A 15,734-nucleotide genomic window follows, 5' to 3' on the forward strand; every position below is an offset into this window, starting at 1 on the left:
GCCTACTTTCTATAAAAATACTTTTTCATATTCAGCTTCTTTAAAGCCTAATAATACTTTATCACCCAAAACCATAATCGGGCGTTTAATCAGCATGCCATCAACACAAAGTCTTCCTGCAGCTTCTTCTTCTGAGAAATCATTTACAATATTTTTCAAGCCTTGTTCTCGGTATTTAATACCACTTGTATTAAAGAAACGACGAATCGGATAATCATTGGCGTTCATCCATTTTACCAGTAGTTCTTTTGAAGGTGGTGTTTCAATCATATCGATAATATCATAGTCAACATTATTCTCATCTAACCAAATTTTTGCTTTTTTACAAGTTGAGCATTTAGGATACCAATAAAAAATTGCCATAATCATTTTGCCTCGCTTTCAAATTTTCCTTGTCTTAGTATATCATAATCTAAAATAAATGTATTAACCATTTTTATTTTTATCCTTTTCAAAAATATGTTAAACTAGATAAGTTAAAGGATATTTAATGGATTGTACATTTGTAGGAGGAAAACAATGAAAAAATCATCAAGTAATAAAGAAGACTATCTAAAGGCTATTTACGAAAACAATGGCATTGATGAATTTGTCTCAAATAAAACATTATCAAATCACCTTGGCGTCTCTCCTGCTTCCGTTACCGAGATGGTTGAAAAATTACAAAATGACGGCTTAATCGAATATAAACCTTATACTGGCGTAAAACTTACGCAAGAGGGATTAGATCAAACAGCAACAATCATACGTAATCACCGAATCATTGAAACTTTTTTATACGAAAAGTTAGGTTACTCTCTTCATGACTTACATAACCTCTCAGAAGAACTTGAACATGTTAAAGATTCAATCTTCTTCACTAGACTTTATGAATTCCTAGGAAAGCCAGAAACTTGCCCTCATGGCGGCATTATACCAACAGAAGATGCTTTTATTGAAAAAGCAGTTAAACCAATTGCTGATTTTAATGAAGGCGAATCTCCTAAAATTCGTCGTGTTATGGATGATTCAAACATTTTGAATTACATGAGCTCTATCAATTTAAACGTTAATGACGTTATTCATATAACTGAAGTAGATTCATTTAACGAATTAATTTTATTTACTATTAACGAAAACGATTCCGTTCACCACATCAGCTTTAAACAAGCTCATATTATTTTTTCATATTAAAAAAGTTCGTAAAAAGACAATTGTCTTTCTACGAACTTTTTATTTTTAACCTTCATATTTAAAATCAAGAGTTCCATATTCTTCTGGTTGATATTGATACCTCATTGACATAACCAAGCCAACACCAATCATATTACTAATTAAGGAAGATCCTCCCTGACTAATAAAAGGAAGTGGAATCCCTGTTAATGGAAGTAAACCAATATTAGCTCCTATATTTTCAAATACGTGGAATAAAATCATCATGATAACTCCTGTAGCGATATATGAGAAAAACTCATTGTTCGTATCAAAACAAACACGAATCATGCGGTAAATTAAAATAAAGTATAAGAAAATAACGAAACAACTTCCAATAAAACCAAAGTTTTCAGCAATTACTGAAAAAATCATATCTGATTCTCTAACTGGAACATAAACATCAGAAACATTAAAGCCTTTGCCTCCAACACCACCAGAACCAATTGCCTTAAGTGCTTGAGCTTGTTGATAAGAATTTCCCGTAGCATCATGGAAAGGATCAATCCAAGAATCAATACGAGCGAATTGATAACTTTTAAAACCTAGGCTATATAAAACTTCTCGTCCTGCATCTGTCGTTACCAAATAGAGAATACCTGCTCCAAGAAGCGTGAATGTCACAACAACTGGGATGATAATTTTCCAAGAGATACCTGACATAATAAAAATTCCACCTAAAATGGCAATAAATACTAACATTGTTCCAAAATCATTTTGAAGTTTTAATAAAATACCAACTGGAATGGTGGCAATAACTAATTTTAAAATTAACATACCGTCTGTCTTTAAAGTTCGTTGCCTATTTTTAATATTATGCGCTGTTACAATGTAAGCTAAAATCAATATGTATGCAATTTTCATCAATTCTGCTGGCTGGAAAGTCAAACTTCCAATTCTAAACCAGTTTTTTGAACCTGTACGTGTAGCAAGGTTAGCATCATAATAGAACAAAAGTGCAGTCATAACTCCTAAACCAAACACGTAACCGATTGGTGTTAGTTTCCATACAACTTTTGGACTAAATTGCATAACAATAAAAATGAAAATGACACCAATTACATACCATAAACCTTGTTGTAGCATTTGGGAAACAATGTTAGTTCCTCCATCTTTATCTAGTGCTACATATAAAGATATCATTCCAACAATTGACAATAAAAAGACCGGAAGTAATATCCCATAGTCAACTGATTTAATTTGTCTTTTATTTATTCTTTGCATATTTCCTCTCTTTTCTTATGACGTTAGCAAAATATAACTAACATTATACTATCTTTTCATCATTATGCTAGTCTGAACTTTCATTATTAAATTCTTCTTGCGATGAATCTGACATCATCTGATTGACTAGTTGATGTCTTAAATCAGACAACTCTAATTCTTTTTCTTTTAAGTCTGATTTTAACTGTTGAATCATTTCGTCTGTTTCAGAGTCCATTTCCTCATTCGACTTATTTTTAAGCTCATAAACTTCTTGTTTTTGCTGTTTTATCATTTTATTTTTTTGCCAAATACTACTCATCATAACTATTAAAACAATAAGGGCTCCTATTAAAACAGCTCCTATGATAATAACAACCAAAGGAAGTGAGATTTGTGTTACTAAAAAGTTCACTTCTATTTGTTGCGCGTTAATAACTGAAAACAGTACAACAATAAAAGAAAGAATCAGAACAAAAAATAATTTTGTTGTCTTTTTCACTGTTAATCATCTCCTATTTCTTATCAAAAAAATTTGTTGCTAAAAAATCTCCTATGTGTGGGAATAGCTGGTAAGCTTTACTTCCAATCTCCATCACAAACGGAGCATTTATTTCTCTTCTATATGTTCCCATGGATGAAACAATCTTTTTTGCCAAAGATTCGGAATTTAAAACCCAACGACCTACAGAATCTAGATATGTACCATCTGGGTCTGCAATATCAAAAAAGGATGTTTTTATCGGTCCTGGATTGACTGTTGTCACCGAAATTCCTAATGGTTTCATCTCTAATCTTAAACTATTAGAAAAGCCAATCACAGCAAACTTTGTTGCTGCATAAATACTTGATTTAGGTGTCGCCATTTTACCGGCTTGTGACGCAATATTAATAATGTGTCCTTTATTTTTTTTAGCCATCATTAAACCTATTTTTTGAGTAACGTAAATTAAGCCTAAAACATTAACTTGAAACATATCTATCGTTTCGTTGAAATCAGAATCTAAAAATAACTCAAAATGTCCATATCCTGCACAATTAACTAAAACATCAATTTCAGGATATCTGGTTTCTATTAAGTTTAACTTTCTTTCTACATCCTCAAAATTTGAAATATCTAAAGAAAAATAGTCACAAGGTAATTGAGAAAGGTTTGAACATTCTTTAGTAATCTCTATTAATTTCTCTTCTCTTCTAGCACAAAGTATAACTTGTGCTCCGCCTCTTGCAGATTCATAAGCTATCTGTTCACCTAAGCCACTAGAAGCACCTGTTATAAGAACTGTTTTACCTTTTAAATCACTAAACACTTTTTTCATTTGATTCCTCCTTAATCTTTCTTTAAAGGAATATCGATAATATCAAAATCTCGCACAATTTTTGAATTAGGAAATACTTTTTGAGCCTCTTTTTCTAAATCAAAAACAGCTTTTCCTAAATATCTTGCACTAATGTGAGTTAATAGTAACTGCTTAACATTTGCTTCTTTTGCAATCTCGGCAGCTTGTGTTGAAGTTGAGTGATAGTAATTTTTTGCCATCTTACTTTCTTCATGATTGAAGGTGCTCTCATGTACTAAAACATCTGCATGTTGGGCTAATTTCAAACTGTTAGGATGGACACGTGTATCTCCTAAAATAGTCACAATTCGACCTTGTCTTGATTCTCCAATAAATTCTTTACCATTAATTATACGCCCATCGGCCAATTCAACTGTTTCACCATTTTTTATTCGTTTATAAATAGGTCCTGCTGGAATATTTAACTCTTTTAGCTTTTCAACTTGCAGTTCACCTTGAAAGTCGGCTTCGACCACTCGATAACCATAACACTGAATTCTATGATCTAATTCATCACAGTAAACTTTAAAACCATGGTCTTCAAAAATAAGTCCAGATTCTTCAATTTCAATAAATTTAAGTGGATACTTTACATGAGATTCTGATACTTTTAAACTTGTTAAAACAAAACTTTTAATTCCCTTAGGTCCATAAATTTCAAGAGGTGACTCTCCTCCTTGAAATGAGCGACTGCTCAATAAACCAGGTAAACCAAAAATATGATCTCCATGTAAATGAGTGATAAAAATTTTTTCTATTTTTCTTGGACGAAGATTTGTATTCAATATTTGCTGCTGAGTTCCTTCACCGCAGTCAAATAGCCAAACGGCATTTCTTTCATCTAATAATTTTAATGCAATACTTGTCACATTACGTTGTTTGGATGGTACACCCGCACCAGTTCCTAAAAATTGGATTTCCATATTGTTCCTACTTTTCTATCAAATTTTACTATATATATTACTAAAGTTATCTTTTTATCATCAAGACTCCCACCTATTGTATCAAGCTTTTGTCTTCTTTTAAAATAAAACATAAAAAAAGTTGAGATTTTTTTAATTTCTCAACTTTTTTATGTTTTTATTTCATCAAACCATCATGTATTTTATCTAAATTCCAAGTCATCATAGTAAGATACGTATCTCCTTTTTCACCTTCCTTAGCTAAGGAATCCGTAAAGATAGTATCATAAATCGGTAACTTAGTTTCTCTTGAAACAGACTCCATACTTCTTGGATCAACACTTTGTTCTACGAATAAAGAAGAAACATTTGATTTTTTAATCTTGTCGATAATTTGACTCATTTGTTCTGGTGTTCCTTGACTTTCAGTGTTAATTTCCCAGATGTAAGCTGCTTGAATACCATATGCGTCAGAAAAATACTTAAATGCTCCTTCACTTGTTACAAGTAAGTTTTTATCTTTAGGAATTTCTTTATAACGTTCTACATTATCTTTATGAAGTTTTTCTAGTTCACTAATATAAGACTCAGCATTTTTTTCATAGAAATCTTTATTTTTCTCATCTTTTTCAACTAAAACATCTTTAATATTTTCCACATATTTTATTCCATTTTCTAAAGACAACCAAGCATGCGGGTCTTGCTCACTTTCTTGACCTTTACTAGTTAAGTACATTGGTTTAACATCTTTACTTGTCACAAAATAATCTTTATTTTCCTCTTTTTTAGATGTTTTCATTAGTTTCATAAACCAACCGTCTCCACCAGTTTCTAAATTCAATCCGTTATAAAAGATAACATCTGCATCTGTTGCTTTGGCAATATCTTCTGGTAACGGTTCAAATTCATGTGGATCTGTCCCTCTAGGAACAATACTGTGGATATCTACTTTGTCTTTTCCGACTTGTTCTGTCATATCTGCTAAAATTGAGTTGGTTGCAACAACCTGTAATTTCTCATTCTTATCTTCTTTTTTAGCTTCTTCTCCTTTTCCACAAGCTGCTAATGCAAAAATTCCTAATACTGATACTAAACTAACTAATACTATTTTAAATTTCTTCAATTGCCATAACCTCTTTCTTTTTAAATACGATTCCTTGTTTTGGTGAAAAAATAAATGCAATAATAAAGAATACTGCTGTTGTTAAGACGATAGTTGCTCCAGAGGCTAAGTTATATGAATAACTAAAGAATAAACCTACAACAGCACTTATTCCTCCAATTAAGCTTGATATAAAAATCATCACTGACAACTTATCTGTCAGTAAATAAGCTGTAGCAGCTGGCGTCACTAACATTGCTACTACTAAAACAGTCCCTACTGTTTGAAGTGAAGATACCGCTACAAGCGTTAAGAAAAACATTAATGCGTAATGGATAGCTTGCACTTTCAAGCCATAAGCTTGTGCCATAACAGGGTCGAAAGAACTTACTAGCAGTTCTTTATAAAAAATAGCAACAAATAAAATAACTGCAATAGCAACACCTAAAGTAGTGTAAAGATCACTTGGTCTAACTGCCAAAACATTACCAAAAAGAATATGATACAAATCTGTTGAACTTTGGGCAAAAGAAATTAAGATAATTCCTAAAGCAAAGAACGAACTGAAAACAATCCCAATAGCTGTATCACTTTTCAATTTACTTTTTTGAGTAACAAATCCTATTAAACCAGCAGCAGCAATTCCAAAAATAGAAGCACCGATCATGTAATTAGCTCCTAAAATGTAACTCATTGCAACTCCTGGAAGAACAGCATGAGAAATCGCATCTCCCATTAGTGACATTCCTCTCAAAATAATAAAGCTCCCAATTACACCTGATACAACACCAACAATAATCGATGTTAACAACGCATTTTGTAAAAATTCATATTGTATTAATCCATTAATAAAATTTTGAATCATTAGTCATTCACTCCTTTGATGACGATTTCTCCCATTGAATCACCATAGGCTGCTTGAATATTTTTTGTCACAAAGGTTGTTTCAACACTGCCTTCAGCAACTAACTTTTTATTTAAAATAATTAAATTATCAAAGTATTCTCTTGTTTTATGTAGATCATGATGGACAATAACAATTGTTTTACCTTCATCTCTTAATTGTTTAAGTAAGTCCACAATCACTTTCTCACTAACCATATCAATTCCCACAAATGGTTCATCTAAAAAAATAATATCAGCTTCCTGTGCTAAAGCTCGTGCAATAAAGACTCTTTGTAATTGACCTCCTGATAAATTTCCAATTTGTCTTTTAGCAAAATCTTCCATTTTTACTTTTTTAAGACTTTCAATTACTTTTTCTTTTTGCTCTTTTTTAGGTCTTCTAAATAGACCTAAATTAGGAAATGTTCCTAATAACACAGTTTCATCTACCTTTATTGGAAATGTCAAATCAATCGCACTGCGTTGTTCAACATAAGCAATATTTTTTCTAATAGCATCTATAGACTGCCCATTTACACTAACTTGACCAGTCTCAGTTTTAATTAAGCCTATAATGGCTTTTAACAAAGTTGATTTTCCTGCACCATTGGGTCCAATAATTCCTGTTATTTTTCCTGGTTCAATAGAAGCACTCACATTTTCTATTGCTTTTTTATGTTGATAAGCCACTGTTATGTTTGTCACATCAATGGGCTTATTTGTTAAAGTATCTTGTACGACTCCTGATAAAGTTGTTGCATTCATCATAGTAATCAAGCCCCTTTCATTTTGGTATATTTAATAATATTTTTAGGCTCCCCTAAAACTTTCTGAATTTAGTATATCAAATGATAATAATTATCACAAGTAAAAAAGCTAAAATAAAATAATATTATTTATTTTATTAATTTATACAACAAAAAAGAGGCTGACCCAAAAGTCTCTTAAATAAAATAAAAGGAACAAAATCTTTTTTTTAGATTTTGTTCCTTTTTTTGACGAAAAAAATAGCACTATCCTTTATAATTAAAGCGTCGAAACCAAATCAAAAGGGAGTGCTATTTATGTATAAAAATTATAACATGAAACAAGTTACATTATCACTAGATTTAGAAATTTATTTAGAAAAAAACGACATCGCTTTCGCGATTAATGAATTAGTAGAGAGTATTCCAAGTTACGTTTTTTCTGTTTTTGATCATCAAATGGGAACCTCGTCTTATGATCCAAGAATGATGTTGAAACTTATTTTATGTGGATATACACAGTCTAATTTTTCTGGTAGAAAAATTGAAGCGATGACTAAAGATAGTATTCGTACTAGGTGGTTGACTCAATCACAATTTCCTAACTTCAGAACCATTAATCGTTTTCGAGTGAATCCTTTGGTTCAGCCAATTCTTCAAGAGTGTTTTATTCAATTTAGAAATCAATTAGTTTCGCAGAAATTGATTGAAGAAGATTCTATTTTTATTGATGGGACCAAATTGGAAGCTAATGCCAATAAATATAGTTTTGTTTGGAGAAAGAGTACGACCAGATTTGACGATTCTCTAACAGAAAAATCAAAAATATATTATAAACAATTAGTCAAAGAAAAAATCATTCCGTCGATTCATAATGAAGATGAGGAATGGGATGATAAACAGTTGAATCTCATTGCCGATTCTATTGAAACTAAAGTATCTGAGTTGACTGAACAAATAGATGATACAGAAGACGTTACACTTAGAAAAGAACTCCGTCGTCAAAGAAAGGAACCTAAAAAAGCCTTAAAGGCTTTTCGAGAATTCAGTGATAGGAAGAAAAAATATAAGCAACAATATCAGATTTTTAAAGAGAGAAATAGTTTTTCAAAAATAGATATAGACGCTACTTTTATGAAAATGAAAGAAGATCATATGATGAATGGTCAACTGAAACCGGCATACAATGTCCAAATCGCAACCAACAATCAATACGTTCTAGCTTATGATACTTTTTCAAATCCAACAGATTTTAAAACGATGATTCCTTTTTTGACCACTATCAAAGAATCTTATTTTGAGTTACCTAATTATATTGTAGCTGACGCCGGTTATGGAAGTGAAGAAAACTACCAAGCCATCTTGGATGATTTTGAGAGAACACCATTAATCACCTACACTATGTATCAAAAAGAACAGACCAAAAAATATAAACAAAACCCATTCATTACTAATAATTGGAAATACAATGAATTAACAGATAGCTATACTTGTCCTAACAATAGAGAACTGAGTTTTAGAAATTACTCTACTCGCAATGATAAACAGGGATTTACAAAACAGTTAAAAATGTATGAATGTGAAACATGTATAGATTGCCCTGTCAGATCTTTGTGTACCCGAGCAAAAAGTAATAAAAGTAGAGTCATTCAAAAAAATGGTAACTGGGAATATTTTAAAGCTCACGCAAGAGAGCTTTTGAGCGATGATGTAACAGGAGCGATTTACCGTCGAAGAAAAATTGACGTAGAACCAGCCTTTGGAAATCTAAAGGCTAATTTGTCGTTCAATCGATTCTCGGTTAGAGGTCAAGAGAAAGTAACACAGGAGTTAGGTTTTGCGTTTATGGCTCTAAATTTGAGAAAACTAAGTAAATTTAGGAAGGATATAGACAGAAAAATAAGAAAAAACAAGAATTCCAAAATGATAAACCTCATTTTAGAATTCTTGCTTTGTTTTAAGAGACTTTTGGGTCAGCCTCCTAGTATTTTACTATTAGTCTACAAATTCAAAAACAAATTCTTTAATTCTTACTAGGTCGCCATCTTTGGCTCCCATTTTTCTAAGTGTATCGTCCACACCCATACCTCTTAATTGGCGAGCAAACTTCATAACACTTTCTTCACGATCAAAATTAGTCATAACGAATAATTTTTCAAGTTTTTCTCCCAATAAAACCCAAGTTGCATCATCATCACGAGAAACAGTAAAGTCTGGTTCTTCTTCAGTAAAGCTGTATTGAACAACTTCTTCGACTTCTTCATCTTGGTACATTGGAAACTCTGGAGTGATATCTACTAATTTAGCTGTTGCATTTAATAAAGGATCAATTCCTTGTCTTGAAATCCCTGAAATAGCAAAAATAGGGATGTCATCACTAAATTCATCTTCTTTTAAATCAGCAATTTTTTGCTTGAATATTTCAAGATTTTCTTCAGCATCGGGCATATCCATTTTATTAGCTACAATAATTTGTGGTCTTTCTAAAAGACGCATATTATGAGATTCTAACTCCTTATTAATTAATAAGTAGTCTTCAAACGGATCTCTACCTTCCATTCCACTCATATCAATCACATGCAAGATAACTCTTGTACGCTCAATATGACGTAAAAATTGAGTTCCTAATCCAACACCTTCAGAAGCTCCTTCAATAAGACCTGGTAAATCGGCCATAACAAAACTATCCCCATCTTGTGTTGAAACCATTCCTAAATTAGGTACTAAAGTGGTAAAATGATAAGCACCAATTTTAGGTCTTGCTTGTGAAACAATTGAAAGTAAAGTTGATTTTCCTACTGAAGGGAAACCTACCAAACCAACATCTGCTAAAACTTTTAATTCTAATTCAATTTGTCTTTCTTGACCAGGTTCGCCCTTTTCAGCGATTTCTGGTGCTGGATTTCTTGGTGTCGCAAATCGAATATTCCCACGACCTCCACGACCTCCTTGAGCAACTTTTAACTCTTGACCATGAGTTAACAAATCACCTAATAAAGCACCTGTTTCTTTATCTCGAACTGTTGTCCCTGCTGGAACTTTTACATAGCGATCTTCAGAACCTCTACCGTGCATACTTTTACTCATGCCATTTTCTCCAGGTTCAGCTGCAAAATGACGATTAAACCTAAAGTCCATCAACGTACGTAGTCCCTCATCAACAACTAAAATAAGACTACCACCACGACCTCCATCGCCACCTGCTGGTCCACCATCTGGAACGTATTTTTCACGTCTAAATGCAACCATTCCGTCTCCACCTTTTCCGGCTTTAACGCTTATTGTTACTTGATCTAAAAACATGGACATTTTTTGTCCTCCTTACTTCTAAAAAAATCTCTTCATCATTGTATCTTCTACACTCGTATTTGTCCAACAACATTCTCTTCATTTGACAAAAAAATAAGTAAATAAGAAATTTTTTTGATCTCAACTCCTATGATAGCTTAAATTCACAAAAAGATAAACAAAAAGGTAGGTCAGATTCAGCATCTAACCTACCTTCTTAATTAGTTATTTTCAATTAATTCAAAATTAGACCATGGTTTAAGAAAATCTAATAAGAATAATTCATCTTCGGAAATTTTTCCAACGACGTTCACTCGTCCGTCATTTTTCATTTCCTTTAAAGCAATTTGCATTTCACCTTTGTATTGACCGTACCCTACATTATCCACTAAGACATCACCTCTTACCATATCTGGTGTGTTAGTTTTTGGAAATGGTAGGTCTTTATATTTAATACGAGTCATGGTTGATCTCATCATATACTCAGAGCGATCACCGCGGTAACGATGTAAATTATCAAAAAGAACAACACGTTCATCTTCAGTTATACTGTCTAGACAATCTACTTTTATTTTAGGATTTTCAGCAAAGAAACTTTCTGACATTGTTTTTAATTCTTCTTCAGAAGCGTAAGCATTCCCAATTGTAATATCATCAATTAGACCTGTTAAAACAAAGTGTTTCACTTGTGTAGCAATTTCTAAATCTCTATGTTCTTCTAATGTACATAGTCCATCTTGTGTTGGCCAAGGTCCAAATGTAGCATCATGCGAATTAACAAAGGCCATTGTATTAATATTATATTGTCTAAATTGTTTTGAACATTCTACAAAATGATTATAACCTAATGCAGAATATCTATGAGGATAAAAATTATGGGAGCCTAGTAAATTATTAACATTAGGTGAATAGCTCATAATGTTGTCTACATAACGAGTCCCTGAACTCATATTAATTTCAATTTTAATACCATAAGGGTTACGAGTCATTTTCGCCTCTTCTGCTCCTGTAAAACCAATATCTAAACGAATGCCATCAGCCCCAAGATCATTAAAGAAAGATAAATCATCGTAAGAAATATTCAATTGATCAAATAATTCTGGATTAATATCTACCATCACTTCAAAACCTAGTTTATTAGCATAATCAACAACCGCTTTAAAATCTGAAAGAACTTTCTCTTTGTCATCATTTACTTGAAGTAAACTTGTAAAAACACGCTTAAACCCATACTTATGAGCCAAATCTAAATAAGCCTTATCTTTTTCAAATGTTGAACGTTCTGGATAAATCGAAATACCTAATTTTCCCATTGATTGAACCCCCTATATTGTTAAAATACGCATTCATTATAACCTTTAAATTTGAAATTGTCTAGACCACTTTAAAAAGAAACACTGTTGGCATCACTTAGTATTTTTGTTACTATTAGATAGGATATAACAATTTCAAATAGGAAAGGAAACGTTTTATGAAAAAAAGTAAATTACTACTTGCTTCAACAGGTCTTCTCTTATCACTATTTTTATTAGGGGCTTGTGGTTCATCAAGTGATTCAAAAACAAAAGATTCAAACGAAACAAAACAATCAACAACAGCAAAAAAAGATAAAGTAGATTTAAACAAATTAGAATTACCTCAATTGAATAAAGAAGTAGCTGATAATGAAGCTCTTGTTGAGATGGTGACAACAGAAGGTAATATTAAAATTAAATTATTTCCAGAACAAGCACCTAAAACAGTTGAAAACTTTATCAAACACTCTAAAGATGGTTATTATGATGGCATTAAATTCCACCGTGTTATTGATGATTTTATGATTCAATCAGGTGACCCTAAAGGTGACGGAACTGGTGGCGAAAGTATCTGGGGTAAACCATTTGAAGACGAGATTTCAAATCAACTTTACAACATCCGCGGTGCTTTATCTATGGCAAATGCTGGTCCTGGAACTAATGGTAGCCAATTTTTCATCGTTCAAAACACTCAAGATATTTCTGATGGGTTATTACTAGAAGATAATCCAGAAAAAATCATTGAAGCTTACAAAAATGGCGGGGCTTCAACTTTAGATGGTAAACATACTGTCTTTGGACAAGTTATTGATGGTATGGATATTGTAGACAAAATCGCTAAAACAGAAGTTGAAGCAAGTCCTAACGGCGAAATGTCTGTTCCTAAAAAAGAAATAAAAATTGAAAAAATTGAAGTACTTCAAGAAGCTAAAAAATAAGAGCTAGGGAAAATTCCCTAACTCTTTTTTTATTTATCTACTTTTAAATTAATAATCCAATCTTTCGGTGCTTCGACGTCACCAAATTGAATACCTGTTAATTCATCATACAAGCGTTTAGTAACTGGTCCTACTTCGCTTTCTGAGTAGAAGACATGGAAATCATCTCCGTATTTTATCCCACCAATTGGCGAAATAACCGCAGCTGTTCCACAAGCGCCTGCTTCACTGAATTGATCTAGTTCATCAATAAAAACATCACCCTCATAAGCTTTCATACCCAATCGATCTTGAGCTAAGTAGAGCAATGAATATTTTGTAATACTTGGTAAAATAGATGGCGAAATTGGTGTGACAAACTCATTATTTTTAGTAATAGCAAAAAAGTTTGCTGAGCCAACTTCTTCTATTTTTGTATGTGTTTGAGGATCAAGATAAATACAATCTGAAAATGATTGTTCTTTTGCTTTTTCTCCTGGAAGTAAGCTTGACGCATAATTCCCACCAACCTTAACAGCTCCTGTTCCTACTGGGGCTGCTCTATCGTAATCAGAAACAATAAAGTTACTTGGTTCTAAATCTCCTTTAAAGATAAAACCAACTGGCATACAAAAGACTGTGAAAATATATTCAGGTGCAGGCCCAATTCCCATTGAATCGCCTGTACCAATTAATAAAGGTCTAATATAAAGCGTACCACCTGTTCCATACGGAGGAACATACTCATGGTTAGCTAAAACAACTTGTTTAACAGCCTCAATAAATTTTTCCTCAGGTACGTGAGGCATTAATAAACGACCACCGCTTTGATTGAATCGTTTGGCGTTTTGATCAACTCTAAAAAGATTGATGGAACCATCTTTACAACGATAAGCTTTTAATCCTTCAAAGCATTGTTGTCCGTAGTGAATTGCTGGAGAGCTTTCGCTAATATGAAGTTGATTATCCTCTGTTAGTTCACCTTCGTCCCATTTACCATCTTTCCAATGAGAACGGTATCTAAACGGCGTTTTCATATATGAAAATCCTAATTCATCCCAATTAATATCTACCATAAAAATAACCACCTTTTCTATTTTCCTCTAGTTTATCACAAATTATGCTGTTTTTTTTATTTTTTCATGAAACTCTATAAGATTTTATAAAACATGTCTTTTAATCTATCTTCTATTCCCTTAATTCGTTATTATAATAAAGAATCCAATATAAAGGAGCTTAGAGATGAAAAATCAACGTTTGATTACTATTTGGGGAGATGTTGTTGGCTTGTTTGATTTAATGAAATCATTACTTATTTCTGCCTGCTTAACTTTAGGTGGTTTTTTTATAGCTGACAGTCAAAACCCAACACAACAACTTTTTTTAGGTTTAATGGGAGCTGTTTTAGCTTTTATTATTAATTCTTATATCATTAAACCCAAAAGAAAGTTTTCTATAAAAAATGAAGAACAGGTGGAGGAAACAAATGGATAGTCACTTATTAGTTCAAATGGTTATTGCTAGTTTTGCAGCTGTTATTTTATATTCATTTATTGGCTTAATTCCTGGAACAGATGAAACCAGTGTTTTAATGCCTATATCTTTAGCACTTATTTTAGGTGGCATCACACCTCTTGTTGTATTAACATTCTTTATTGCCGCATGTGTTACCCTAAACTTAATGAATACCATGCCAACCCTCATTGCTGGTTTACCAGGCGGTGTTTTGTCTGCACCAATGATCGAGCCCGCATTAATTATTAAAAAGCATGGTCGGACAAGCATTGCCATAAAAAAAGTTGCTATTGCAAGCATTATTGGTGTTGTCACTTCCTTAGTGATTAGTATAGGTATTGCTAATTTAATTGCACCATATGCTGAAACGATTGGTTCATATGCTAGTTGGCTATTTATTGGAGGAGCTATCTTTTTATCTTTAATCGGAAATGCAAAAGCTATTTCACTAATTAGTATTGTTCCTTTAGCTCTTTTATTTCAAGGTATTCGTTTTCTTTATTGGGAAGTTGGTGCTGTCTCGCCTGACAAAAATATTACAACCTCTTTCTTTCTTGGAATTACAGTAGCACCACTTATCCTATCTTTACTTTCGTTACTCAATAAAAAAGAATTAGATAAGGTCACTTTGATAGATACAAATAAACAACCTACTTTATTATTAGAAAAAGCACCGAAAAATTATAAAAAAAGAATTCAATTGAAAAAAAATGAAGGTTTTGCTGCTTTTATTTCAACTGCCCTTGCAAATTTTTTATTTGTTCTAAGTCCTGTCGGTTTAATTCTCTTATTTGGTGAAATTGTTGGTAAAAAAGAACCAGATGAATTAAAACGAGCAGAGTTAACAGTTACTACCATGAATGCTTTGGCTCAAGGAACTTATCTTTCTGGTTTACTTATCTCAATTGTTGCGTTGGGCATTCCTTTAGCACCTTCAGCAATTGGGCCTGGAGCTGCCTTTTTTGAGTCTCCGCCAGTTTTTAAAATCGGACATTCCATTACTCAAGCTTATTCTCAATCACAATTAATCATGGCATTTATTGTGGGTAGCTGCATTGCTCTTATTTTAGTCTATTTTTTAGCAACCAGATTCTCAGAAAAATTAACCTTATTTGTATTAAAGAGAATTCCGCATGAGAGCTTGCTCGCATTATTTATTGGTTTAGTACTACTTCTTGCATACATAGACGCTGGTTTTATTAATTTATTTGGGGTTTTATTAATCAGCCTTGTTTGTGGTACACTAAATCGGTTGGGCGTTAGCTATGGTGTACAATTCATGTCCCTTTATGCTGCGCCATTTATTATTCAAATGATTAGTTAAAATAATTTTTAAAAGGAGTCAACCTT

At 32.4% G+C, this 15,734-nt stretch carries 16 protein-coding genes; 5 read left to right on the plus strand and 11 right to left on the minus strand.

Annotation, left to right across the window (positions count from 1 at the left end; all coding sequences use genetic code 11):
* Positions 1 to 9 precede the first annotated feature (9 nt).
* Entirely contained in the window at positions 10 to 363 is a 354-nt protein-coding gene (locus tag H9L18_RS10410; RefSeq protein ID WP_126796124.1) for an arsenate reductase family protein, read from the minus strand.
* A gap of 156 nt (positions 364 to 519) precedes the next feature.
* On the opposite strand from H9L18_RS10410, the gene H9L18_RS10415 reads away from it, so the two are divergent.
* The gene (locus tag H9L18_RS10415; RefSeq protein ID WP_126796126.1) at positions 520 to 1,173 is read left to right on the plus strand and encodes a metal-dependent transcriptional regulator; all 654 of its coding nucleotides are present in this window, start codon (positions 520 to 522) and stop codon (positions 1,171 to 1,173) included.
* Positions 1,174 to 1,218: 45 nt separating this feature from the next.
* Here H9L18_RS10415 and H9L18_RS10420 read toward each other — a convergent pair whose 3' ends face one another.
* The 7 genes from H9L18_RS10420 to H9L18_RS10450 all read right to left on the minus strand — a co-directional run bounded on the left by H9L18_RS10420 (position 1,219) and on the right by H9L18_RS10450 (position 7,388).
* Positions 1,219 to 2,415, minus strand: a complete 1,197-nt coding sequence (locus tag H9L18_RS10420) for an FtsW/RodA/SpoVE family cell cycle protein (RefSeq protein WP_126796128.1) — start codon at positions 2,413 to 2,415, stop codon at positions 1,219 to 1,221.
* A 67-nt stretch (positions 2,416 to 2,482) separates the two neighbouring features.
* Positions 2,483 to 2,896 carry a LapA family protein gene (locus H9L18_RS10425; protein ID WP_126796130.1) on the minus strand — a complete coding sequence of 138 codons (414 nt, stop codon included), beginning with the start codon at positions 2,894 to 2,896 and terminating at the stop codon, positions 2,483 to 2,485.
* Between the two features lie 13 nt (positions 2,897 to 2,909).
* Positions 2,910 to 3,713 carry an SDR family NAD(P)-dependent oxidoreductase gene (locus tag H9L18_RS10430; RefSeq protein WP_126796132.1) on the minus strand — a complete coding sequence of 268 codons (804 nt, stop codon included), beginning with the start codon at positions 3,711 to 3,713 and terminating at the stop codon, positions 2,910 to 2,912.
* Positions 3,714 to 3,724: 11 nt separating this feature from the next.
* Positions 3,725 to 4,657 (minus strand): ribonuclease Z, encoded by a 933-nt coding sequence (gene rnz, locus H9L18_RS10435; RefSeq protein WP_126796134.1) that lies wholly within the window; start codon positions 4,655 to 4,657, stop codon positions 3,725 to 3,727.
* Positions 4,658 to 4,814: 157 nt separating this feature from the next.
* Entirely contained in the window at positions 4,815 to 5,759 is a 945-nt protein-coding gene (efaA, locus tag H9L18_RS10440; protein WP_126796136.1) for an Mn/Fe ABC transporter substrate-binding lipoprotein EfaA, read from the minus strand.
* Entirely contained in the window at positions 5,746 to 6,603 is an 858-nt protein-coding gene (locus tag H9L18_RS10445) for a metal ABC transporter permease (RefSeq protein WP_126796138.1), read from the minus strand. Before H9L18_RS10445 ends, efaA begins: the two co-directional genes overlap by 14 nt.
* Positions 6,603 to 7,388 (minus strand): metal ABC transporter ATP-binding protein, encoded by a 786-nt coding sequence (locus H9L18_RS10450; protein ID WP_126796146.1) that lies wholly within the window; start codon positions 7,386 to 7,388, stop codon positions 6,603 to 6,605. Before H9L18_RS10450 ends, H9L18_RS10445 begins: the two co-directional genes overlap by 1 nt.
* A gap of 299 nt (positions 7,389 to 7,687) precedes the next feature.
* Here H9L18_RS10450 and H9L18_RS10455 point away from each other — a divergent pair, with 299 nt between their 5' ends.
* On the plus strand, positions 7,688 to 9,406 hold the full coding sequence (locus tag H9L18_RS10455) for an IS1182 family transposase (protein ID WP_187559339.1): 1,719 nt from the start codon (positions 7,688 to 7,690) through the stop codon (positions 9,404 to 9,406).
* Here the strand turns inward: H9L18_RS10455 and obgE are convergent.
* Positions 9,365 to 10,678: a GTPase ObgE gene (gene obgE, locus H9L18_RS10460; protein WP_126792530.1), complete on the minus strand. Its 1,314-nt coding sequence runs from the start codon at positions 10,676 to 10,678 to the stop codon at positions 9,365 to 9,367. The genes H9L18_RS10455 and obgE overlap by 42 nt on opposite strands.
* Before the next feature lie 200 nt (positions 10,679 to 10,878).
* Positions 10,879 to 11,970 (minus strand): DUF871 domain-containing protein, encoded by a 1,092-nt coding sequence (locus tag H9L18_RS10465; RefSeq protein ID WP_126792528.1) that lies wholly within the window; start codon positions 11,968 to 11,970, stop codon positions 10,879 to 10,881.
* 158 nt (positions 11,971 to 12,128) lie between these two features.
* Here H9L18_RS10465 and H9L18_RS10470 point away from each other — a divergent pair, with 158 nt between their 5' ends.
* Entirely contained in the window at positions 12,129 to 12,890 is a 762-nt protein-coding gene (locus tag H9L18_RS10470) for a peptidylprolyl isomerase (RefSeq protein WP_126792526.1), read from the plus strand.
* Positions 12,891 to 12,919: 29 nt separating this feature from the next.
* Here the strand turns inward: H9L18_RS10470 and H9L18_RS10475 are convergent, their stop codons facing one another.
* Positions 12,920 to 13,945: a branched-chain amino acid aminotransferase gene (locus H9L18_RS10475; RefSeq protein ID WP_126792524.1), complete on the minus strand. Its 1,026-nt coding sequence runs from the start codon at positions 13,943 to 13,945 to the stop codon at positions 12,920 to 12,922.
* Positions 13,946 to 14,111: 166 nt separating this feature from the next.
* Here H9L18_RS10475 and H9L18_RS10480 point away from each other — a divergent pair, with 166 nt between their 5' ends.
* Together H9L18_RS10480 and H9L18_RS10485 are read left to right on the plus strand one after the other, a co-directional pair.
* Positions 14,112 to 14,363, plus strand: coding sequence for a hypothetical protein (locus tag H9L18_RS10480; RefSeq protein WP_126792522.1), 252 nt, complete (start codon positions 14,112 to 14,114; stop codon positions 14,361 to 14,363).
* The gene (locus tag H9L18_RS10485) at positions 14,356 to 15,708 is read left to right on the plus strand and encodes a tripartite tricarboxylate transporter permease (protein ID WP_126792520.1); all 1,353 of its coding nucleotides are present in this window, start codon (positions 14,356 to 14,358) and stop codon (positions 15,706 to 15,708) included. Before H9L18_RS10480 ends, H9L18_RS10485 begins: the two co-directional genes overlap by 8 nt.
* Positions 15,709 to 15,734: the final 26 nt, after the last annotated feature.

The sequence above is a fragment of the Vagococcus carniphilus genome, assembly GCF_014397115.1.
In the GTDB taxonomy this organism is placed as follows: domain Bacteria; phylum Bacillota; class Bacilli; order Lactobacillales; family Vagococcaceae; genus Vagococcus; species Vagococcus carniphilus.